The organism is Brucella sp. 22210 (assembly GCF_052045675.1).
In the GTDB taxonomy this organism is placed as follows: Bacteria; Pseudomonadota; Alphaproteobacteria; order Rhizobiales; family Rhizobiaceae; genus Brucella.
Map to the genome: position 1 here is coordinate 1 of NZ_JBQEPD010000038.1, position 22,849 is coordinate 22,849.

Here is a 22,849-nt window from a genome sequence, read left to right on the forward strand (position 1 = left end):
GTAAGCGCTGTCCTGACCCCACCTTCCGGATCATCGCTTGATCATTGATGTTCAACCTCGAAAGAGGGCTAGGACATATGTCGATTTCAGAACTTACGCTTAAATCCAAGGATGAGCCGATACGCCGGTTTGAGGTGTTCACAGGCAATGGCCGTCGTCGCGAATGGAGCGACGATCAGAAGGCGCAGATCATTGCGGAGAGTTGCGAGCCTGGCGTCACGGTGTGCTCTGTGGCGCGGCGGCATGGATTGACGCCGCAGCAGTTGTTCACATGGCGACGGCTCGCCCGAAAGCCGCTTGATGTGTTGTCGGTGCCGGAGCAAGCACCAATGTTTGCACCAGCAGTCGTCGTGTCGCCCGAGAATTCGGAACCGAAGAGGGCGCGGCAAGCACGTTTGCCAAGAAGAACTTCTCCGGAGGCGGCCATTGAATTGCGGATTGATGGAGCCTGGCTGCGTATTGCCTCTGGCACCGATGCTGCAACCATTGCCGCCGTCATCCAGGCGTTGAAGGCTCAGTCGTGATTGGCCCGTCCGGTGCGGTAAAAGTGATGATCGCCACCAAGCCTGTCGACTTCCGCAAAGGTGCTGAAGGATTGGCGGCATTGGTAAAGGCCCAGATGGGTGCCGACCCGTTCTCGGGCACGATCTACGTATTCCGGGCCAAACGAACGGACCGGATCAAGCTGATCTTCTGGGACGGCAGCGGCGTGTGCCTGGTCGCCAAGCGGATCGAGGATGGCGAGTTCCATTGGCCTCGAATGCAAGACGGTGTGATGCATCTGACGGCCGCCCAGTTCTCGGCTCTGTTCGAAGGATTGGACTGGAAACGCGTGCATGCGCCGAGCGAAACGCGCACGCCGATAAAGGCCGGATAACGGGCGCGACCAATTGAATCAGAGCCATTCAGCGTCTCGCTCCGAGCGGCAAAATATGCTGTTCTCGATCCATGACGATGACGGCAGACGAGCTTCCGGATGACCTGAACGCGCTGAAAGCAATGGTGCTTTCGCGTGAGGCGGAGAATGCCCGCCTGCGGCAGATCATCAAGGAATTACAGCGTCACCGCTTTGGTCGACGGGCAGAGACGCTTCCAGAGGACCAGCTTCTGCTTGGGCTTGAAGAGGCCGAACAGATCGAGGCTGCCGGGCTGGAAGAGAAGGAACAAGGCTCGACTGCTCTGCGCCAGGCGCAGGTCGCTAAACGGCGTACGAACCGGGGTTCACTGCCAGCGCATCTGCCGCGCGTCGAGATCGTGGTCGATATCGATAACCATGCCTGCCCCTGCTGCCGCAACGACCTGCATCGGATCGGCGAGGATGTCAGCGAGAAGCTCGATCTTGTGCCCGCCCAATTCCGGGTGCTCGTGCTGCGCCGCCCGAAGTATGCCTGCCGGGCCTGTGAAGAAGTCGTTGTCCAGGCTCCGGCCCCGGCAAGGCTGATCGAGGGCGGCATCCCGACAGAGGCAACCGTCGCCCAGGTGCTGGTATCTAAATATGCTGACCACCTGCCGCTGTATCGCCAGGCGCAAATCTACAAGCGTCAGGGCATCGACCTCGACCGTTCGACGCTCGCCGACTGGGTCGGTCGCGCCGCCTGGCATCTACGCCCGGTCCATCAGCGGCTGCTCGATCATCTGAAGTCATCGTCCAAGCTCTTCGCCGACGAGACGACGGCCCCGGTGCTCGATCCGGGACGTGGCAAAACCAAGACCGGCCAGCTTTGGGCTTATGCACGAGATGACCGGCCGTGGCAGGGCGATGACCCGCCCGGTGTCACCTATGTCTATGCGCCAGATCGCAAAGGCGAACGACCGATGGCCCATCTCGACGGCTTCGTCGGCATCCTGCAGGTAGACGGCTACAGTGGATATCGCCCGCTCGCGGCAAAGAACACCGTGTCGCTGGCCTTCTGCTGGTCCCACGTTCGACGCCGCTTCTATGAGCTTGCTGCCGCTGGTCCGGCACCCATCGCCAGCGAGGCGCTGCGACGCATCGGCGAACTTTACAGGATCGAAGAAGAGATACGTGGCCGGCCCCACGAGGAGCGTCGTGTCGCCCGTCAGGAAAAAAGTCGTCCGATTACCGACAGCCTCGCTCCCTGGCTGCGTGAACAACTCGGCTACATCAGCCAGAAGACAAAACTCGCCGAAGCAATCCGCTATGCCTTGTCACGCTGGGACGGCTTGACCCGCTTCATCGACGATGGCCGGATCGAGATCGATTCCAACGTCGTCGAACGGTCAATCAGGCCAATTGCCCTCAATCGCAAAAATGCGCTATTTGCCGGTTCTGACGCCGGGGCCGAACACTGGGCGACTATCGCCTCGCTCATCGAGACGGCAAAGCTCAACAATGTCGAGCCACTGGCCTATCTCTCAGACGTCCTCACCAAGATCGTCAACAATCATCCAAATAGCCAGATCGACGACCTGCTGCCTTGGGCCTATGCCGCAACGCACGATCTCAAAGCCGTGGCCTGAAAACAGCGCTTACGTCTGAATGCTACCAGTGAGGGAAATACTCGGATAAAGCGCGGCCTGTTTTTGACCTATCGTGGCTGTTGCCTTGGCATAGTCCCGTTCAGCTGCCCGTATATCGGGGCGGCTCAACAAGAGGTGTGCGGGTAATCCAGCCGATATCTTGCGGGGCGCTGAGGGCAGAGAGCGAGGCTTATCAAGTATAGCGGCTAGCGCTATTGATGAGCGCCCGGTGAGGGTAGACAGTTTGTTCAGGTTCTCGGCATGGCTGATCTGCAACGTTGGAATCCCGGCCTCCGTGGTTGCCACCTGAGTTTGCGCGCTGAGAAGATCGACTTGCGATATATTTCCTGCTGCCAGCTGCGTACGGGTCAATGCGACGGTTCGGCGTTGCGAAGCCACGTTGCGTTCTGCGATGGCGATCTGGGCCTGTATGCCGCGCAATTGCACGTAGCTGGTTGCGATTTCACCGATCAAGCTGACGAGTGCTGCCCGCAATTGTTCATGGGCGGATTCTGTTGCGTAATAAGCAGCCTCCGCACCGCGCCTGTTTGCACCGAACAGGTCAAGCTCCCATGCAGGAGATAATTCGAAATTCGACCTGCTGCCTGTATTATTTGAATTGCGGTCAGTACGCTTGAAGCCACCACTTCCATCGATACGCGGATACAAAACGCCATCCATGGATGCAAAGTTCGCGCGCGCCTGACGCACCTTCGCTTTTGCTGTCGCAACATCTGGACTGCTATCAATGCCGTCAGCAATCAGCCGATCCAGCATTGGATCGCCGAGGTTTTTCCACCAGTCTGCGAGTTGTGGGGCGGCTGTATCAGCTTTACTATTCCACGCACGAGGCGTGTTGATAAGAGGAGGATGATAATCCGGTCCGACAGCAACACATCCAGCGCTAAAAGGAAAAAACAACAAAACCGCACAGAGTCGAATTTTGAAAATTTGGATATTTCCTCAAAAAATCAATTATAAATAATAAAAATGCAAATCATAATTATTATAGATTGGCGCCAATGTAAATTGGCGCCAAAATATTTAAGTTTTCTAGCTAAAAAATTTGGCTATACTGGAAATAATGCTTGGGAGAGTCGTAATCAGAGTGCCGATTACAGTTACGAGTGCAGGAATAAGGATAGGTAAAATAGGGTCCAAAACAATTCTCAATAATTGGCGTTAAGTATTATTTTAAAAGTAACATATTAGAAATATGAAATTTTAATCCCTTTGACAACACCAACTATGTGCCCCTGTTTCATTCGGTCAAACTGTTCTGATATGACGGAAGCTATTGTTATTATGCGTTGTTTGCGACAAGCCAATCGGCCAAAGAGCGGCGGCGGGCGGCGCGACCGCGCATGGCTTCGGCCGCGCACATGGAATTCAGCACAGCTTCCTGTGTTGCTTCAGTCGCCGCGCGAAACAGCGTGTCGATCCGATCCTCATTGAGGGCAGCTATTGCAACGAAATCGCGCTGTTCGTCGTGATCGAATGTTACTGCCGTTGAAAAGCCGACAGCGATATCGCCACTGCCGTGACCCCAGAATGCACCAAGTCGCGCCAGACCTGCACCGCAACGGCGCGTGACGCGTTTCAGTTGCCGGTGCTCCATGGGCACATCGGTTGCAAGCACGAGAATGACCGAACCTTTCTCAGGCTGCGCTTCGGCCTTGGGCGAGGGGCGGCGTCCGTCAGGCAAGACGAGATCGCCAGCACGCCCGAAATTGGTCAGTGCCAGAATGCCAAGATGATAGGTTTTGCCATCCAGTTCGAACTGTCGGGACGATGTACCGATACCGCCCTTGAAGCCGAAACAGCTCATGCCGGTTCCAGCGCCCACATTGCCCTGGATAACATCTTCGGCAGCCGCACCCAATGCAAGACGCGCATGATCTTCTGTCACGGCCATAGCCTGAATGTCGTTCAGCGGGCCGTCATTGCATTCCAGTACCACCGGATTGACGGTCGCCGTTGTGCGGCCAATATCAGGGTTGCTCGCAATCGCCTCGCGGATGAGAGCGTTGGCACAGGTGCCAACGCCAAAAGTGTTCGTCAGCAGGATCGGTGTTTCCAGCGTGCCGAGTTCTTCAATCTGAACCAAGCCTGTGCTTTTGCCAAACCCGTTGATGACATCGCAGGCGGCCAGAACCTTGCGCCGATAGAGATTGCCGTCATGGGGAAGAATGGCGGTTACACCTGTGTTGATGTCGCCATCGCGCAGAGTGTGGTGACCGACCCGCACGCCCGGCACATCGGTAATGGCATTCTTGCTGCCGGTCGGCATGATGTCACAGATGATGCCGAAGTCGCGTGCGGTTGCAGTCATTGCAGAGTTCCGTGTTCAAAAGATTCGAGTGTCAGAGGCGTCCCGCTTCGATAATACGCTTGAGAAAGGCTTGCGTGCGCTCGCCCTGCGGATTGCCGAAGATTTGCGAAGGCGGTCCTTCCTCATAGACCTTGCCGTTTTGCAGGAAACAGACCTTGTCTGCAACCTCGCGTGCAAAGCCCATTTCGTGGGTAGCCAGCACCATGGTCATGCCCTTGGTCGCCAGATCGCGCACGATGTCGAGCACTTCCGACACCAGTTCCGGATCGAGCGCCGAGGTGATTTCATCCAGCAGCAGCAATGTCGGGTCCATCATCAATGCACGCACGATGGCGACGCGCTGCTGCTGTCCGCCGGAAAGCCGGTCTGGATATTCCTTCGCCTTATGATCAAGCCCGATACGGGCCAAAAGCGCGAGGCCTTTTTCCTGCGCTTCTCTGGCAGGCATGCCCAGCACCTTTGTCGGACCCAACGTGACGTTCTCCATCACGGTCATATGTGGGAACAGGTTGTACCCCTGAAACACAATGCCGATTTCGCGGCGCAGAACATCGAGATCAACGCCCGGTCCGGTCACGCGGTCGCCATGCAGGCGGATTTCGCCTTCATCGATGGTTTCTAGCCGATTGATGCAGCGCAGAAGCGTGGACTTGCCGCAGCCGGAAGGGCCGATGAGACAGACGACCTGATGCTCTTCAATATCGAGGCTGATGCCGGACAGAACCTCCAGCGACCCATAACGTTTGATTGCCTTGTCGATTTCAACGAGTGCCATATCCGTACTCCTCACATGCTCGAACGCATTTTCCGACGATCCCGTTCGATCAGACGATCGACAAATCGGGCCTGCGGAATGGTGATCAGGATGAACAGGATGGCGACCGTCGTGACAGCCGACAGGTTGAAATAGTTGGCGGCGATGATCTTCGACTGGTTGAAGGCGTCGATGGTGCCGATGATCGCCACAAGCGCCGTGTCTTTCTGCAAGCTGATGCAGTTATTCATCAGCGGCGGAATGATGCCGCGCACAGCCAGTGGAACAACGACATAGCGCATGGTGCGGACATAGGACAGACCGAGCGAGCGAGCGGCTGCTATCTGGCTTGGATGGACGCTTTCGATGCCTGCACGATAGACCTCAGACGTATAGGCGCCATAAGTCAGCGTCAGTGCAATGATCGCATAGGCGTTGGAAGACAGATCTTTCAGGATCGGCAGACCGGTCAAGGGCAGGCCGAAACCGATGAGATAGATCGTGATAATGGCAGGCAGACCACGAAACAGATCGCTGTAGAAGGTGGCAAGCAGCCGGATCGGCTTGCCAGCCTTGCCCGGAAGCGTGCGGGCAATCGCAATCACCAGCGCCCAGATCAGGATCAGAATAGCGGCGACAAAGAAGATGATGATGTTGGTGCCAAAGGCCTTGAGCACCGTGCCTGACGATTTCGCAATCAGATTGACGTCGAAGAAAGTGCGGCTGACCGCAGCGTCATTGACGATCATGAACCATGCGCCGGCACAGATGATCAGCACCGCAACGGCATAGGAGATCGCCTGCCAGGACACATCGGATGCGCGTGCGCCCAATTCCCGACCCTTGTAGATGTCAGCGCTTTTCCCGGCCTGACTGGAAAGCTGCACACTGCGCCATGCAAACCATAGAACGGCGAGCGGAGCCAACAGCAGCGCCCATCCGATGGTGAGAACGGGCGTCGAAAGCCAGCCCTGTGCGATCGTATAGCTGGTGACGCTATAGACCGTCTGAATTGAGGCCAGAAGGGTGATGAACGAAAAGGCGAATGCGAACAAGGATCGACCGCTATGGGTACGGACCTTGTTACGACTGCGCCATTGCCGCGCGCGCTCGACGCTGGCAGCCGGTGCCGGTTGGGACATAAATATTCTCGCTGAGGCAAGGTGGCTGCGCGCCTGCTATGGGTGCTGCTGCCACGGTGTCAAAATCGGGAGTCCGGGCTGCGGCAGCCATGCTAACCGCAGCCCGGAAAATTGTCAGATCATGGTTTCCAGACAGGAACGTCAGATGGCGAAGTGCCCCACGATGGCAGAAGATAGGCTGTTTCCAGCTTCTTCAGGGTTCCGTCTTTTTCCATGTCGGCGATCAACTGATCGATGACCTTCTTGCTTTCCGAACCCTTCGGATAAATGCCTGCGGTCTGGCCGCCGGATTCGTACTGACCGACAACGGCCAGCTTGCCGTTGGAGTTTTTCACCTGACCGAGAACGATCGAAAGATCGGTCATCACGGCATTGACCTTGCCAGCAGCAAGGGCGGTGAACATCGACGCGGTGTCATCGAAAACGTCGAGATGTGTGACATTCAGCGTTTCCTGTGCAAAAGGAACCAGCGTCGTACCGGCCTGCGTGCCGACCTTTACCGTCTTCATTTCGGCTTCCGTAACCGGCTTGTCGGCGCGGGCTGCAACGCCATAAGCGGAAGACATGTAAGGCGTGGAGAAATCCACGACCTTCTTGCGCGGTTCGGTGACGGAGATCAGCGCCAGCGCGATGTCGTAATCCTTGTTCTGGCCAGCCACGATGGAGTCGAACGAAGCGTTGACCAGCTTCACCTTTTCAAGGCCAAGGCGGTGCGCGATGTTGACGGCCATGCAGAATTCATAACCGTCTTTGATCGTTTCCGGCGTGTCACCATTGAACTGACCAAGGGCAGGCAGGTTGATGATGACCGTGAACTGACCCGGTACAGCCGGGGTGATGGTGGCCGATCCCTTGTCGCCGATCAGCGGGCAATCGCCATAGCCTTCGGTTGCGGCGGATGCGCTGCCTGCGCCTGCCACTGCGGCGACGCTTGCGAACAATGCGCTATAGGCTGCTGTCTTTAAAAGGTTTTTTATTGTCATATTCCCCTCTTGCTTTCTTTTGGGTTAGAGAACTGCTTCTGCGCCCGTGCGGGCGAGATCCATGTAGATTTCCTGCAAACGGCGCGTATGCGGACCCGGCTTGCCATCGCCGATGGTGTGATCCTGAATGCCGATAATTGGCGTCACGAAGCTCGATGCGCTTGTGAGGAAGGCCTCTTTGGCAGCCTTGGCTTCTTCCACCGTGAACAGCCGTTCCTCGACTTTGAGGTTCTGTTCTTCAGCGATTTTCAGCACTGCCCGGCGGGTGCAGCCGGGTAGGATGGCGTTTGAATTGGGCCGCGCGACCAGCACATTGTCGTGCGAGATGATGAAGGCGGTTGATGAAGCGCCTTCGGTGACGAAACCGTCTTCCACCAGCCAGACTTCATGAAAGCCCTTGCTCTTGGCCTGCTTCTTGGCCAGTACCTGCGCTAGCAGCATGACGGTTTTGATATCCCGGCGCGCCCAGCGCGTATCCGGTGTGACGTCGACGCGAACGCCATTCAAGACGGAGGGTGCGCTGGCCAGATTTTTGGCCTGCGTGAACATCACCAGATTTGGCTTGATGTCGCTTGCATAAACGAAATCGCGGTCGGCCGCACCACGCGTGACCTGCATATAGACAACGCCTTCATGCAGTGTGTTGCGGCGGATGAGCTCGATCTGCGCCTTGCGAATATCATCGAGCGAGACGGGCAGGGCGATATCGATCTCTTTGACCGAACGCTCCAGCCGGGCAAGATGGAGTTCATTATCGACCAGACGGCCATCGATCACGGCACTGACTTCGTAGATTCCGTCGCCAAACAAAAAGCCGCGGTCGAACACCGAAACCTTCGCTTCGCTTTCGTCAACGAAGGCTCCGTTCAAATAAATTACTCTGGCCAAAATACGTCCTCGGCATGTGCATTTCTTGATCGAGAGGACGGTAGGAAAAAAGAATTTGACTGGCCAATGCTATGTTTTGCAATCACTATGCAGAAAATGCATAAGGCTGAGGGGAGTAGGGGAATAAGGGAGTAAGGGAATAGGTGAAAAGCGGATGACGTCGCATATTCACGACCTGAACATACTGCCTTATTCCCCTACTCACCTACTCACCTACTCCCCTAGGATCACCCATGGAACTGAAATGGCTGGAAGACTTCATCGCGCTCGCTTCGACATCGAGCTTCTCCCGAGCCGCAGAAACGCGTCACGTTACCCAGTCGGCGTTTTCGCGGCGTATCAAGCAGCTTGAAGTCTGGTTGGGGGTGACGCTCGTCAACCGCGCTATTTTTCCCGCCCAACTGACTCGTGAGGGAAAAACGTTTCTCCCCGTCGCCGAGGACACGGTCAGGCAGTTTTACGCCACGCGCAAAAGTCTGCAGCCAAACCGGCAGGGACAAAACCCAGCATTGAAGTTTTCCGCCCTGCATACTTTGACTGTGACATTCTTCCCGCATTGGCTGAAGGGGATCGACGCTGCCATCGGCAATATTCATTCGCATCTCGCACCGGATCGCGGCGGGTTTGAAGACAATATTGCCACACTGACCGAAGGCGAAGTCGATTTTTTCCTGACCTATGCGCATCCCTCGGTGCCGATCCTGATCGACCGAGAACGCTTTCCGTCCATCGTTCTGGGCACGGAGCGCCTCATCCCGGTTTCGCTGCCCTCCGACGACGGGCCCTTGCTGGATCGCGCTATCGAGACCGGCGCTCCGTTGCCCTATCTTAGCTATGGCGACTTTTCGTTCTTCGGTGCGGCTTTGGCGCAGAAATTTACGTCCGGTCCGAATTTCGCGCGCAAGGTCGTGCACGAAAACACCATGTCCATCGGCCTCAAGGCCATGGTTCAGGCCGGGTGGGGCATGGCTTGGCTGCCGGAAAGTCTGGTGCGCGACGAGATCCGCCGTGGCGATATGGTTCCGGCATCGGTCGACCCACACTGGGATCTGACAACGGAAATTCGCATATATCGTCACGACGCCCCGCTTTCACCGCGCGCCGAAAGCTTGTGGACCTATTTGCAGGCAAAAGACGGTGCAGTTTCAGAAAACAGCGATTGACACGCCCATATGTGCGGCGCTGTAAATGCACGGAATTTATTCGGCCGGAGAGGGACATAAAACGGCATGAAGATCACCATCGAACAATCGCTCGATCAGGCGGGGACGGGCGCATTCCAGCGTGGTCTGCTTGGCGTTTTCGGCCTCGTCTGGGCCGCGGACGCCATGCAGGTTCTGGCAGTCGGCTTTACGGCTGCCTCCATTGCGAAGACTTTTGGGTTGACCGTACCGCAGGCCTTGCAGACCGGCACGCTTTTCTTCTTCGGCATGTTGGTCGGCGCTGCCGTTTTCGGTAGGCTCGCTGATCGATACGGCCGCCGCCGCGTTTTGCTCGTCACGGTCGCCTGCGATGCCGTGTTCGGTCTGTTGTCGGCCTTCGCGCCCGGCTTTGAAGTTTTGCTGGTCTTGCGTTTTCTGACCGGTATAGCCGTCGGCGGAACGCTGCCTGTCGATTATGCCATGATGGCCGAGTTTCTTCCGTCGAAGAACCGGGGGCGCTGGCTGGTTATGCTCGAAGGTTTCTGGGCCGTGGGCACAGTCGTCATCGCGCTTGCCGCATGGGCTGCAAGTCTTGCCGGTGTCGAGGACGCGTGGCGCTATATTTTCGTCGTCACCGCAGCGCCCGCGCTGATCGGTATCTGGCTGCGCCTCTGGGTGCCGGAATCGCCGATGCATCTTCTGAAATCCGGTCGCGCCGATGAAGCAAAAGCGGTTATGAACCGCGTGCTGCGCCGCAATGGCAAGCCCGAATTGCCGCCGAAGGCTCGTCTCGAAGCAACGCTTCTCGTGACCGACGAACGGTTGTTGTCGCCAAAGCTGCGCCAGCGCACGCTCGCGACGCTGGCAATCTGGTTTCTCGTTTCCGTTTCCTATTACGGCATCTTTACCTGGATACCGGCAAAGCTCGCGGGTGATGGCTTCGGCTTCGTGCGCGGTTACGGCTTTCTGGTCGTGGTGGCGTTGGCGCAATTGCCGGGTTACGCACTCGCCGCCTATGGCGTTGAAACATGGGGCCGTCGCAAGACACTGATCAGCTTCCTGTTCATCAGCGCTGCGGCTTGCGCCCTGTTCACGATTGCGGATAGTTCGGCTGTGGTTGGTGCGTCGATCCTCATCATGAGCTTCGCGCTGTTGGGCACATGGGGCGCACTCTATGCCTTCACGCCGGAGCTTTATCCGACAGCATTGCGTGCAAGCGGCATGGGCGCGGCAGGTGCCATGGCGCGTCTCGGCGGCCTTCTGGCACCATCAGCTCTGGCTATCGTCATCAGCCAAAGCTTCAACGTGGCTGTGGCCATGTTTGCCGGGCTTCTTGCGCTGGCGGGTGTTATCGCGTTTCTGATCAATGTCGAAACGCGCCAGCAGGCCTTGAATTAAGGCTCACAGCGCCTTTCGGAAAGTCAGATTGAGGCGAACACGACCAAGCTTGTCGTGTTCGCCATCTTTCAATGCCAATATACCGTGGTGATAAAGCCGCGACGGGCCACCCCAGACAACCACGTCGCCATGATGCAATGCATATTTGGTGATCGGGTCGTTACGCTTCAGTCCGCCAAACTGGAAGGTCGCCGGAAGCCCGAGCGAAACGGACACGATCGGATTGGTGAAATCACGCTCGTCCTTGTCCTGATGCAAGGAGAGTTTTGCGCCGGGCTCGTATCGGTTGATCAGGCAAGCATCGGGCGAAAAATTATCATATCCGGCCTGTTGAGCAGCATTTTCCGCGAGATTGCGAAAGGACTCGGGCATTGCAGGCCATGGTTTCCCGGTTTCAGGGTCTTCTGCGCTGTATCGATAACCACTTTTGTCGGTCACCCAGCCTGCCTGTCCACAATTGGTCATGGCGACTGACATGCGATAACCGCCGGGCGTCACCATATGCCGAAATGGCGCGGCTGCACTTACCTCCGCCACCGACTTCAGAATGGCGTCTTCATCCGGCAAAGCGAATCCGTGCAAAAGTACAGCGCCGGGCGCAAGAATCTCAACAGGTTCAAGCTGATCGAACAAATCTCTCATAAGGCATTTTAGCACAAAGCGGCGTGGAAACGTCCCGAATTCTGCTTTCAAATTGAAGACCCCGCGAGGGGTCTTCGGATTGTTGTTCGCGAGATTACCAATTCATCTTGAAACCGAGCGAACCTTTGAGGCTGTAATTATCGCCGAAATCCTCAAAGCTGGTCTTGACCATGCCTTCGCCAAAAACCGCATATTTGCCATCAGCCCAGGCATAGGTTCCGCCAGCGCCGATCCCGCCCCAGGTTTTGTCATTGCCATTTTTGAAATCAACGCCACCAGCCCTGATCTTATAATCGTCCATGAACTCCTGATAGAGATTGGCGGCGAGATAAAGATTGGTCTGGGTTAGCCGGTTGTAACCATCGCGCCATGCATTGCGATATTCCGCCGCCAGCCCAATGCGGGCATTGAGGCTGTCGCCATTGCGCAGATCGACGGGCACGCCCGCAACATCATGGAAGCTGTCGAAATCCACCGACGACCAGATAAGTTGCGCCTGTGGCGTGATCGACCACTGCTCGTTGACTTCAATCCGGCGTCCGCCTTCGAGGCTAAGGCCATAGCCAAAGCCCTTATTGCCATCGGCCAGCGACTTTTCGAGCGTATCGGAAACCAGTTTGCTGTCATACCAGGTCAGCTGAAGCTGTCCGTCGAGGTAATAGCCATTATTGTTATACCAGGTGAGCGCGCCACCCAATCCCCATCCATCAGTATCGATGGTGCCATCGCCGCTGAAGGACGAGATATCGCTGCTGGCTTTGCCATATTGCGCGGTGAAGCTGCCGATCAGGCGACCGGATTGGCTTTCCTGAAACAACGCATCGATACCGGCCTGCATCACGAGGACGCCAATGTCCTGCGTCACACCGGCAGTGGAACCGCCCGCCGCAAACTTGCTGTGCGTCCCTTCAATGCGTCCCCAGACACCATGCTTGTCGATGGCGGTATCCTGCCCGGGCGTCGCATGACCGTCCTTAACATCCTCGCTCGGCAACGTATTATCGTTCCAGTATCGATTGCCCACACGTTGCTGCAAGCTCGGCATCTGGTTCAATGCCTGCAAGTTACGCGCATAGCCTTCATAGATCGGCATGGAGGGATTGTAACGCGTCTCACCACCCACAGCCGTATTGCGCAGATAAAATCCACCATCGCCCGACAGTGCCACGCTGTTCGCCGTTGTCGCAGAAGAGCGCGCGTCAGGCATCGCAGGTGAGGGGGCTTCAGCGGGTTGGTCGGCAGCCGCCGTAATCTCATAGGCATAGACGCCGCCAACAACCGCCGCTTCACCGTTCTCCGTTGTATAGTCGCCTGCCAGCGCGAATGTGCCTGCGGGATTGCCTGCAACCTCGATAATCCTGGTGTCGTCTGCAATTTGCGCGCTCGACTGGCCATAGGAAACGAGCCGCAGCTGGCTGCTGCCGGAACTGTCACCCATGATAACAAGGTGGCTGGTCCGGTTGTTATCGGCACCGAGCCCGGTGGCAATCTCGACCGTGCCGCCTTTGCCAATATAATTGCCTTTGACGGTCAATGTACCAATTCCGTTTTCGCCCGGGGCCACAACCCCTCCGGTTTCATTGGTCACGGAATTGACGCTGCCAACGCCACTTAACCGTCCTGCCTTGGCCACACGCACAGACGTGGCATTGTCGCCGTCAAAAATCAGCGTGCCGCCGACGACGGCTGAATCGCCGGTAAAGCTGTTGTCACCGGTAAGGCGCAATTCGCCTGCGCCGCGCTTGGTCAAACCACCAATGCCGGAAATCGGGTTGGACCATGTTGATGCATAGCCCTGCGTATCGACGTCGAAACCTTCCGCATAACGGAATTTCATCGGTCCATTGATGGCAGCGCCGAGGTTCAACAATCCCTGACCGTAAATCTCGGTTGGGCCGATATTGGTGGCAGTGGTCAGCAGGGTTTCGATAGTCTGCCGCGCATTCATATAGGGAAAGGCTTGCCGCACAACCGCAGCCGCGCCCGCCACATGCGGCGAAGCCATGGATGTGCCTTGCATATATTGATAGCCCCCACCGGGATAGGTCGAGTAAACCGCGCCTCCGTTATCGCCGCCCGGAGCCGCCATGCACCATTCCGCAGTAATACCGCAGCGATTGCTATAGCTGGCGATTTGCTTGCTCGGACCGACCGAGACGACGGCAATGATGGAGCCTTTCAAATCCGAAAAATCGAGATTGGCAACGGCAGGATCACTCGGCGCCAACAGGTGGTAGGTATTGGGATTGTTCAAGTTCAGATTGCTTCGGCGACCATCGACGAATTTATATTTGCCGATTGCCGTGTTCTGCGGTGTTATCGCTGGAAACAGCGCGCTGCCGCTCGAATGCGCTGACGAAATCGGCTGGACCTTGTAATCATTGCCTGCCGCGAAAACCATGACGATATCGGCTTTGGCGGCAACCTTCAGCGCTTCATAATCATTATTGAGATAGCCGCCATACAGGATCGGCTGGTAGCTTAATTGCTGGTAGTTTGGATTGTTGTTGGGGGTAGGGAATACGTATGGGCCGTAGCTCCCATTCAGAACCTTGACGCCCGTCGTGGACGCATAGCGCAGTGCCCTGTTGATCGCATCATATTGTCGGTCAGGCACGATGGCCCTCAAGGCCAGGATTTGGGAATCATAGGCAACGCCATGCATTCCGGTGCCGTTTCGAGCTGCGGCAATGATGCCGCTCACATGGCTGCCATGTCCAAGGATCGCGCCGTTTTTCTGGATATCCCGAACATCCCGTTCACCCATGAACGTGCCGAAGTTTTTCGACCACGGATGCACTTTTCCAGCAAACTCCGGATGGTAGATATCAATGCCCGTGTCGAGCACGGCCACGGTAATGCCTTTGCCTGTAAACCCTCGCTGATAGGCTGGCGCTGCGTTGATCATAGGCAGGCCCCAGTTTGCCATATATTCCGCATCTGACTTGAATGCCTGGCTTGGCTGGACCTGCTGCGCAAAAGATGATGATGGAAATAGAAAGATAGTCGCGGATAATAATCGAACGATTGGATCGATAGTTCGCATAATTCCCTCTCAATTTCTAATAATTGTCCCCCGCATATATTCAAGATGTAATTATAGTTGTTTTATTCCTAATACTTCAAAAACGAAACTTATCTTATGATATTAGGAATAAGACACATTGGTCATTTTAAATATTATTGTAAAATCGCTATGATTTGCTCTTAATCTATTGATCGCAATTTTTTACTTTTAGCGAAAAATCTCTTCGCCTGTGATGAACAGGATGAGGAACGGCAATAAAAAACGGGGCCGAAGCCCCGTTCCTATTATTTGCAATGTTGGTTTGTATTTCGTCAGCCAGCCGTGCCGAAGCGCTCCTCGCTGAGTGCAGCCGCCATCAAGGCTTTGGTATAATCCTCGCGAGGATGATCGAATATCTGCTCGGTATCGCCTTGCTCGACGATCCTGCCGTTGCGCATCACAATCACATAATCCGACACGGCGCGAACCACTGCCATATCGTGGCTGATGAACAGGTAGGAGAGGCCGTGTTCTTTTTGCAGATCGCGCAAGAGCGCGACGATCTGCTTCTGCACAGAACGGTCGAGCGCGCTTGTCGGTTCATCCAGCACGATAACGCGCGGCTTCAGGATCATTGTGCGGGCAATGGCAATGCGCTGGCGCTGCCCGCCCGAAAACTCATGCGGATAGCGATTACGCATGGACGGGTCCAGCCCAACCTCTTTCAGCGCTTCCTGCGCGCGACGGTCACGCTCCTTGGCGGAAAGCTGCGGTTCGTGGATCAGCAATCCCTCGGTGATGATGCGCCCCACTGTCATGCGCGGGCTAAGCGAACCGAACGGATCCTGAAAGACCAGTTGTAGCTCCCGGCGTTTGGGACGCATGGCTTGCGGGTCGCGCGGCAACTCCTTGCCAAGATAGGCGATACGGCCTTCGGAATCGAGAAGCCGCAGAATGGCACGCCCCAGCGTGGATTTTCCCGAACCGGATTCTCCGACGATGCCGATGGTCTGGCCTTCCTTGAGTGTCAGCGAAACATTGTTCACGGCAGTCATGTAGTTGGCCGCACCGAGCCATGGCTTATGGATCAGGAAGTTCACCTTCACATTATCGGCGCGGACCAAGACAGGCGCTTCATCCGGTGGCGGCAGCTTTTCGCCTTCCGGTTCCGCATCCAGCAACATCCGCGTGTAAGGATGCTGCGGCGCGGTAAAAAGGGTTTCCGTTTCATTGCTCTCGACCACTTCGCCAGAGCGCATCACATAAACCCGGTCGGCAAAACGGCGCACAATCCCCAGATCATGGGTGATGAACACAACCGCCATGCCAAGCCGCTCTTGCAGATCGGCCAAGAGATCGAGTATCTGCGCCTGAATGGTGACATCAAGCGCCGTGGTCGGCTCATCGGCGATCAGGATATCCGGCTCATTGGCAAGTGCCATGGCGATCATCACACGCTGACGCTGACCACCTGACAGCTCGTAAGGGTAACTGTCTATGCGGCGTTCCGGCTCTGGAATGCCGACGAGTTTCAGCAGTTCCAGAATACGCGGACGCGCCTGCTTCTTGCTCATGCCGCGGTGATAGCGCAATGGCTCGGCCAGTTGGTCGCCGATGCGATAAAGCGGATCGAGCGAGGTCATCGGCTCCTGAAAAATCATGGTGATCTTGGCGCCGCGAATATTGTTCAGCGCTTTGTCAGACATGCCGATCAGGTCTTGGCCGCGATAGAGCGCCTGTCCCGTTGCCTTGCCGTTGCGGGCCAATAGACCCATAAGCGCCATGGTCGTCTGGCTTTTGCCGGAGCCGGATTCACCAACGATCGCCACGGTTTCACCGGCCTTGACGTCGAGATCAATACCGCGAACTGCGGGAACCGGACCGTCATGCGTATCGAAGGTCACGCGCAGATCGCGAACGCTCAGAATGGTTTCCTTCGTCATCTCAGCGATCCTTCGGGTCAAGACTGTCGCGCAGGCCATCGCCCAAAAAATTCAGCGCAAACAGAATGATGGTCAATGTTGCGGCGGGCCAGATCAACTGCCAGCTTGCGCCGCGCATGTTCTGGGCACCTTCCGAAATAAGGAGGCCGAGTGAGGTGAGGGGGTCTTGCACGCCAAGGCCGAGGAAGGAGAGGAGGCTTTCCAGCAGAATTGCCTTCGGCACCAGCAATGTGACGAAGACGATCACCGGGCCAAGCGCATTTGGAATGATATGGCGCGTAATGACCCCGCGCCGTGTCGCGCCAAGCGCTTCTGCTGCCTGCACGAATTCCTGCCGTTTGAGGCTCAATGTCTGACCGCGCACGATACGCGCCATATCCAGCCATTCCGTCGCGCCAATGGCAATGAAGATGATGAATATTGACCGTCCGAAGAAGACCAGCATCAAGATCACGAAAAAGATGAAGGGCAGCGAATAGAGAATATCGACAACACGCATCATGACGTTGTCGATGCGCCCGCCGAGATAGCCCGAGACTGCGCCGAAAGACACGCCTAACACGAGCGACATCGCCGAGGCCAGCAAGCCGATGGCCAGAGACATGCGTACGCCGATGAAGATACGCGTCATGAGATCGCGACCGAGATTATCCGTGCCGAGCACAAAGTAATTGCGCGTCACATTGAGCGTCAGCTTGCCGCTCATACCGTCGGCGGCCAGTTCCACCTTCGGATTACTGAACAGGTCCGAGCGCTGGAAATAACGCAGAACACGGTCGTCGGTCGGGCGTTGCGCCGTGAAATCGACAACGATGTTGTTGCCGGTCAGTTCAGGCTCTGCGGAGGCCTTCAACCGTGCACGGGCCATTTCGCGCTCAAGACCCGGCAGGATCGTATCCGCTCGCGGATATGCTTCGAGGCTTGGCGCAACGCGCACGAACTGCGGATAGATTTTGTCATAAGGATGCGGGCTCAGCATCGGCCCGAAAATGCCTGCAAGAGCCAAAACCGCGAGCACGATGGCGCTGGCGACCGCGGCCTTGTTTTTGCGCAGGCGCAGCCATGCATCCTGCCAGAGCGAGCGGCTTGGCATGCTCAATTCGGCGGTTTCCGTTGGTACGGTCAAGTCAGTCATAGCGAACCCTCGGATCAAGCCAAGCATAGAGAAGATCAACGATCAGGTTGAACACCACGACGAAGATCGAAATCACGACCACTGTGCCCATCACGAGCGTGTAGTCGCGGCTGAGAGCGCCTTGCACGAAATATCGGCCAATACCCGGAATGCCGAAGATCGTTTCGACCACGACGGAGCCAGTGAGGAGGGCTGCGGCGGTCGGGCCGAGATAGGAAACAGCGGGCAGCATCGCGGCGCGCAATGCGTGCACGCCAACCACAACACGGGCTGGCAGACCATAGGCGCGAGCCGTGCGAACATGATTGGCGCGGAGCGCTTCAATGGTGGCACCGCGCACCAAACGCGCAATGACGCCCACTTGCGGCAGAGCGAGCGTCAGCACCGGCAATATCCAATAGGTAATATTGGCCGATGACCAGCCGCCCGCAGGGACCCAGCCCAAAATGACGCCGAACAGTAGGCTCAAAAGCGGAGCTACGACGAAGTTGGGTGTTGTGATGCCGAAAGTCGCCAGCGCGACCACGAAATAATCAACAGCCGAATTCTGCTTCAGCGCGGCAAGCGTACCGAGAAACGTTCCGATGATGGCAGCCAGCGTCAGGCCCAGAGTGCCGAGCATGATAGATACCGGCAAACCGGAGGCAAACAGGTCATTTACGGAAAAATCGCGTCGCGTGAAGCTCGGGCCAAGATCGCCCTGCACGAGATTGCCAAGATACATCAGATACTGCTGCCAGAGCGGCGCATCCATATTATAGGCGCGCTTGAGGTTCGCGAGGATCAGCGGATCGAGGGGGCGTTCGAGGTCGAATGGACCGCCGGGTGCAAGCCGGATCAGGAAGAATGTCAGCGTGACGATAATGAAGATCGTGGGTATCGCACTACCCAATCGTCGGAGCGTGTAGCCCAGCATGTCTTTGTCCCTTCTTTGCCTGACAGCACAGAGCCGCCGGGCAAATCCCACTAAGGGCTTTTAGATTATTGTTTTCTAATATTTTTTCCGTTGTCATCTGTTGCCGAACGAAAACGAAAACGCTGGCGGGAGAGGAGTGTCTAGCCCTTCTCCGCACAAAAATAGGGCCGCGCCGTCAAGCGCAGCCCTGTCTGAAATTACTGTTTGAGTGACAGCCAGCGCGTCTTGTGGCTATCCATCAGATTGTCGTTCCAACCGGCGACATTATCGGAAACGAGCGCACGCGACGAATAATAGAGGATTGGAATATTGCCCACTTCGTCGAGCTGGATTTTTTCGGCTTCGCCCAGAACCTTGGCGCGTTCTCCCAGATCGGTGGTCTTTTCGGCCTTGGCCATCAGCGCATCGTAGTCAGCATTCTTCCACTTGGAATAGTTGAAGCTGACATTGCCCTGGCTGATGAACAGGAAGTTCTGCGGATCGTTGTAATCGCCGATCCAGCCGGCACGCGCGATATCGAACGGACCGTCATCACGCATGAAGTTGAAATAGGTGGCGCCTTCGGTCTCGTTCAGCGAAGCCTTCACACCGATATTGCCCAGCATGTCGGCAATAGCTGCCATGGTGTTCTTGTTGTTCTCGGACGTGTTGTAGAGCAACTCGATCGACAGCGTGTTGGGCTCAACGCCTGCTTCCTTCAGAAGCTCCTTGGCCTTGTCCTCGCGCTCAAGCATGTCGTCGGAATAATCGAGCTTAGGCGCGTCCTTTACGTAATTGGCAATACCGGGCGGCACCATGGAATAGCCGGGCAGCATGGTTCCCTGCCAGACTTGATCAGCCAGAAACTCGCGGTCGATGGCCAGCGATATCGCTTGACGGACCTTGATGTCCTTCAGCTTGCTGTCGGCTGACTTGCCCTTGACCGGCAGATAATAGACGCCGAGATAGGGCGCCATGCGGAATTCCTTCGCTAGATTTTTCTTCACATAGTCCATCTGTTCGGCGGGAACGTCGGAACAGACTTGCACTTCCTTGGCCTCGAAGCGACGCATGCAGCTGGCGCGATCTTCGAAGGGAATCCAGTTGACCGTATCGATCTTGACCTGATCGGCTTCATAATAATACGGGTTCTTCTTCATCACGATTTTGTCGTTCGGCGTGAAGCTTTCGAGCATATAGGCGCCATTGGTCACCATCTTGCCGGGTGTGGTGAACTTGTCGCCATTGGCCTCAACGCTTTTCTCGTTCAGCGGAAAGCCGGTCTGGTGTGTCAGAAGCTCAAGAAAATATGGAGCAGGGGAGTTGAGGCTGATCTTCAGCGTGTGATCGTCAACGGCCTCGACGCCCAGCTGATCAACCGGCTTTTTGCCGCCTGCAATGTCTTCCGCATTCTTGATGATGAACAGCATGCTGGCATAACCGGCTGCCGTCTTCGGGTCCATCAGACGACGGAAAGTGAACTGAAAATCACCCGCTGTGACCGGGTCGCCATTCGACCATTTGGCGTTATCGCGCAGATGGAACGTATAGACCGTACCGTCTTCGGAAATATCCCACGACTTGGCGACACCGGGAATTGCCTTGCCGTCCGCATCCTGAATAGTCAGACCGTCATAGAGGTCGCGCAACACGTTACCTTCGGCAACGCTGGATGTACGGTGATGGTCGAGCGTTGCCGGATCTGTATCGTTACCGCGATTGAGCACGGTCTCGGCAGATGCCGCACCTGCGAGCGCCAGAAGACACACGCCTGTCAGTAGAAATTTCCGATACATTTATGAACCCCTCCTTTGAAATTAATGAAATGGCCTGCATCTTATGGATAAGCGCATCACATGCAAGCGAACTTAGCAACACATTGAATTAATACAAATAATCAAAAAATGGGGAGCAACTTATATGCCTGAAAACGGGTACGGAAACTCTAATTTTCATGCAATTTACATGGATTGATCGAGCGTATTTTTTTGTCAAAAATCGCCGTAAATTCCGGGAGTTGAGCGTTCGAATTGTCAGTTTGGGGGCAATCAAATTCAGGACCGATTCGCCTAAATTTTCACCACGGAAATGGCTGGGGATAACGTACAGATCGCTGCCTTAAAACCCGTCAGATTACCGGTGGGAACTTTTAGGCCTGGGTGGAAGATCGGTGGTGTTCGCCGCGTCGTAACGTTGGCGCGCTTCGGCAATTACCGATTGATTTTTGTCCGCCCAACCGATCAACCTCGCGACGATATCCAGCAAACTGAAGCCCAGTTCGGTGAGTTCATAATCAACACGCGGCGGTACACTCGGAAAGACAGTGCGAGTGATGAGACCGTCACGTTCAAGCCCCCGCAATGTGAGCGTCAACATGCGCTGGGAGACGCCATCGATAGCACGGCGAATTTCATTGAAGCGGCAAGGGCCTTTGCGCAGCGTACCGATGACATGCAATGACCATTTGTCGGACATGCGCTCGATCATTTCATGTGCCGAACGGCATCTCACGGCACTAGGGTCAGGTAAATCCGTGTAACCGAGTGTCATTCCTGTGCCTTCTTGCAGCATTGGTAGCATCTTTCTAATTTGTATTCACGAACAGAGAAGTCATTTTTGCCCATATACAGACAGGATTGCAAATTTCATGAAGAATATTCTTCTCATCACGTCGAGTCCAAACGGAGAAGGGGCGCTATCAACGAGATTTGCCAGAGATCTTGCTGATAAACTGGCACTCAAAGATGGCCACGATATTACATGTCGTGATCTTACTGCAGAGCCGCTGCCACATATCGGCCCGGCCTATGTGCGCGGCAGGATGCTATCGCCGGAAGAGCGCAATGCGATGGAAGATAAAGCCGTTGAACTCGCTGAAGCGCTCGTCGTTGAACTATTGGAAGCCGATATTGTGATCGTCGGTTCATCGATGATCAACTATGCGCCATCGACGCAGTTGAAGGCATGGTTTGACCATGTGATCTGGCCCGGTGTGACGGTGAAGTTCAGCGAACATGGCCCGCAAGGTTTGCTCAGCAACAAGAAAATCTATCTCGTGACAACGAGCGGCGGCGCATTTTCGGAAGGCAATCTTGAGCAAGTCGATTTCCAATCCCGCTATGTCCGGCATCTTTTCGACGTCATTGGATTGAGTGACGTCGAACATATCCGGATAGAAGGCACGGCCTTTGGCCCTCAGGCCGCGCAGGATGCGATGGATCGCGCCCGTGTTCAAATCGACGCGCTTGTCGAGGCAGCGTGATGATGACGGAAGCGACTGAGAACCAGATGAGCAAGCAACGCACAAGAGACGATTATATTCGACTGGCGCAACGGTTCCTGGACGTCAGCGACGCACGAGGTGACGCGCTGGCCTTGTTGACTGACGACGTCCAGTTCTCGTTTCCGAAATGGGGAACCGTGCACGGCAAAGCGCAGCTGGTACAGTTCTTTCAGGACATGTCACAGCATGTTGTCGCGATGAGCCATCCTGCAGACCATCGACGCTTCATCGTTGATGGTCCGTTGGTGTGTGTTGAAGGTTTGACACAGGGCCAGATGCAGAACGGCAAAACCTGGAATGCGGGTCGGTTCAGCACGGTCTATGAATTCGATGGTGACCTGATCAAACGCATCGACGTCTACACTGATCCCGATATGACTGATGAAACCCGGGCAAATTATCCGTGGTTCAGCTAATCGATTAGGTTTGACCGCTAAGCATCTATTAGTTCCATAATATAAGTTATGCGATACAAAAGTATAAAGGGGGTGGGTTCTAGCTTGAAGTGCGACTTGCAAGCGATAACAATGAGTTATCCCAAGCAAGGAACCCGTCATGCAAAGGACCTACTCGCATATTGACTTGGATGAGCGGCGCAAGATCGCGCGCTGGCGTATGGCAAATATTTCTGTCGAAACTATCGCCGAGAAACTTGGCCGTCACCGTTCAACCATTTTCCGTGAGCTCAAGCGCAATCAGTTTAACGATGATGAGATCAAGGATCGACCGGTTATTACTGCACGGTTGCGGATCAGAAAGCGCGTGAGCGGCGATCGCGGCAACGCAAGCTCATTCGTTTTGCTCATTCGCGTCAATCGGTTTTC

20 protein-coding genes and 1 pseudogene are annotated in these 22,849 nt (G+C 55.7%); 8 read left to right on the forward strand and 13 right to left on the reverse strand.

Going from position 1 to position 22,849, the window contains the following annotated elements; translation table 11 throughout:
* Positions 1 to 77: 77 nt before the first annotated feature.
* The 3 genes from tnpA (at position 78) to tnpC (ending at position 2,481) form a co-directional block, all read left to right on the forward strand.
* A complete protein-coding gene (gene tnpA / locus ACTJKP_RS23460) occupies positions 78 to 524 on the forward strand; it encodes an IS66-like element accessory protein TnpA (RefSeq protein ID WP_181375986.1) in 447 nt (148 codons plus the stop codon).
* Positions 521 to 877: an IS66 family insertion sequence element accessory protein TnpB gene (gene tnpB / locus ACTJKP_RS23465; protein ID WP_109366349.1), complete on the forward strand. Its 357-nt coding sequence runs from the start codon at positions 521 to 523 to the stop codon at positions 875 to 877. Before tnpA ends, tnpB begins: the two co-directional genes overlap by 4 nt.
* 71 nt (positions 878 to 948) lie before the next feature.
* The gene (gene tnpC / locus ACTJKP_RS23470; protein ID WP_121539677.1) at positions 949 to 2,481 is read left to right on the forward strand and encodes an IS66 family transposase; all 1,533 of its coding nucleotides are present in this window, start codon (positions 949 to 951) and stop codon (positions 2,479 to 2,481) included.
* 9 nt (positions 2,482 to 2,490) lie between these two features.
* On the opposite strand, the gene ACTJKP_RS23475 is transcribed toward tnpC, so the two are convergent.
* The 6 genes from ACTJKP_RS23475 to ACTJKP_RS23500 all read right to left on the reverse strand — a co-directional run bounded on the left by ACTJKP_RS23475 (position 2,491) and on the right by ACTJKP_RS23500 (position 8,580).
* Positions 2,491 to 3,405, reverse strand: a complete 915-nt coding sequence (locus ACTJKP_RS23475) for an efflux transporter outer membrane subunit (protein ID WP_440632390.1) — start codon at positions 3,403 to 3,405, stop codon at positions 2,491 to 2,493.
* 379 nt (positions 3,406 to 3,784) lie between these two features.
* A complete protein-coding gene (locus tag ACTJKP_RS23480) occupies positions 3,785 to 4,813 on the reverse strand; it encodes a DmpA family aminopeptidase (protein WP_440632391.1) in 1,029 nt (342 codons plus the stop codon).
* Positions 4,814 to 4,844: 31 nt separating this feature from the next.
* The gene (locus tag ACTJKP_RS23485; protein ID WP_078336990.1) at positions 4,845 to 5,588 is read right to left on the reverse strand and encodes an amino acid ABC transporter ATP-binding protein; all 744 of its coding nucleotides are present in this window, start codon (positions 5,586 to 5,588) and stop codon (positions 4,845 to 4,847) included.
* 11 nt (positions 5,589 to 5,599) lie between these two features.
* Entirely contained in the window at positions 5,600 to 6,709 is a 1,110-nt protein-coding gene (locus ACTJKP_RS23490; protein ID WP_440632392.1) for an amino acid ABC transporter permease, read from the reverse strand.
* 119 nt (positions 6,710 to 6,828) lie between these two features.
* Positions 6,829 to 7,692, reverse strand: a complete 864-nt coding sequence (locus tag ACTJKP_RS23495; protein ID WP_440632393.1) for an ABC transporter substrate-binding protein — start codon at positions 7,690 to 7,692, stop codon at positions 6,829 to 6,831.
* Between the two features lie 24 nt (positions 7,693 to 7,716).
* The gene (locus ACTJKP_RS23500; protein WP_440632394.1) at positions 7,717 to 8,580 is read right to left on the reverse strand and encodes a D-amino-acid transaminase; all 864 of its coding nucleotides are present in this window, start codon (positions 8,578 to 8,580) and stop codon (positions 7,717 to 7,719) included.
* 233 nt (positions 8,581 to 8,813) lie between these two features.
* Between ACTJKP_RS23500 and ACTJKP_RS23505 the strand changes: the two genes are divergently transcribed.
* On the forward strand, positions 8,814 to 9,743 hold the full coding sequence (locus tag ACTJKP_RS23505) for a LysR family transcriptional regulator (protein WP_440632395.1): 930 nt from the start codon (positions 8,814 to 8,816) through the stop codon (positions 9,741 to 9,743).
* Positions 9,744 to 9,809: 66 nt separating this feature from the next.
* The gene (locus ACTJKP_RS23510) at positions 9,810 to 11,120 is read left to right on the forward strand and encodes an MFS transporter (protein ID WP_440632396.1); all 1,311 of its coding nucleotides are present in this window, start codon (positions 9,810 to 9,812) and stop codon (positions 11,118 to 11,120) included.
* 3 nt (positions 11,121 to 11,123) lie between these two features.
* Here the strand turns inward: ACTJKP_RS23510 and alkB are convergent, their stop codons facing one another.
* The 7 genes from alkB to ACTJKP_RS23545 all read right to left on the reverse strand — a co-directional run bounded on the left by alkB (position 11,124) and on the right by ACTJKP_RS23545 (position 21,229).
* Complete coding sequence (alkB, locus tag ACTJKP_RS23515; protein ID WP_440632397.1) at positions 11,124 to 11,762, reverse strand: DNA oxidative demethylase AlkB; 639 nt, start codon at positions 11,760 to 11,762, stop codon at positions 11,124 to 11,126.
* Between the two features lie 94 nt (positions 11,763 to 11,856).
* Positions 11,857 to 14,691, reverse strand: a complete 2,835-nt coding sequence (locus tag ACTJKP_RS23520; RefSeq protein ID WP_440632398.1) for an autotransporter family protein — start codon at positions 14,689 to 14,691, stop codon at positions 11,857 to 11,859.
* 410 nt (positions 14,692 to 15,101) lie between these two features.
* The gene (locus ACTJKP_RS23525; RefSeq protein ID WP_440632399.1) at positions 15,102 to 16,712 is read right to left on the reverse strand and encodes an ABC transporter ATP-binding protein; all 1,611 of its coding nucleotides are present in this window, start codon (positions 16,710 to 16,712) and stop codon (positions 15,102 to 15,104) included.
* Position 16,713: 1 nt separating this feature from the next.
* Positions 16,714 to 17,847, reverse strand: coding sequence for an ABC transporter permease (locus ACTJKP_RS23530; protein ID WP_440632400.1), 1,134 nt, complete (start codon positions 17,845 to 17,847; stop codon positions 16,714 to 16,716).
* A complete protein-coding gene (locus tag ACTJKP_RS23535) occupies positions 17,840 to 18,763 on the reverse strand; it encodes an ABC transporter permease subunit (RefSeq protein ID WP_113533450.1) in 924 nt (307 codons plus the stop codon). Before ACTJKP_RS23535 ends, ACTJKP_RS23530 begins: the two co-directional genes overlap by 8 nt.
* Before the next feature lie 197 nt (positions 18,764 to 18,960).
* A complete protein-coding gene (locus ACTJKP_RS23540) occupies positions 18,961 to 20,538 on the reverse strand; it encodes a peptide ABC transporter substrate-binding protein (protein WP_113533449.1) in 1,578 nt (525 codons plus the stop codon).
* A gap of 337 nt (positions 20,539 to 20,875) precedes the next feature.
* The gene (locus ACTJKP_RS23545; RefSeq protein WP_440632401.1) at positions 20,876 to 21,229 is read right to left on the reverse strand and encodes a winged helix-turn-helix transcriptional regulator; all 354 of its coding nucleotides are present in this window, start codon (positions 21,227 to 21,229) and stop codon (positions 20,876 to 20,878) included.
* Between the two features lie 160 nt (positions 21,230 to 21,389).
* On the opposite strand from ACTJKP_RS23545, the gene ACTJKP_RS23550 reads away from it, so the two are divergent.
* The 3 genes and pseudogenes from ACTJKP_RS23550 to ACTJKP_RS23560 all read left to right on the forward strand — a co-directional run.
* Positions 21,390 to 22,004, forward strand: coding sequence for an FMN-dependent NADH-azoreductase (locus tag ACTJKP_RS23550; RefSeq protein ID WP_440632402.1), 615 nt, complete (start codon positions 21,390 to 21,392; stop codon positions 22,002 to 22,004).
* On the forward strand, positions 22,004 to 22,441 hold the full coding sequence (locus tag ACTJKP_RS23555; RefSeq protein ID WP_440632403.1) for a nuclear transport factor 2 family protein: 438 nt from the start codon (positions 22,004 to 22,006) through the stop codon (positions 22,439 to 22,441). Before ACTJKP_RS23550 ends, ACTJKP_RS23555 begins: the two co-directional genes overlap by 1 nt.
* 139 nt (positions 22,442 to 22,580) lie before the next feature.
* A pseudogene (locus ACTJKP_RS23560) lies at positions 22,581 to 22,849 on the forward strand (helix-turn-helix domain-containing protein); the annotation flags it as partial.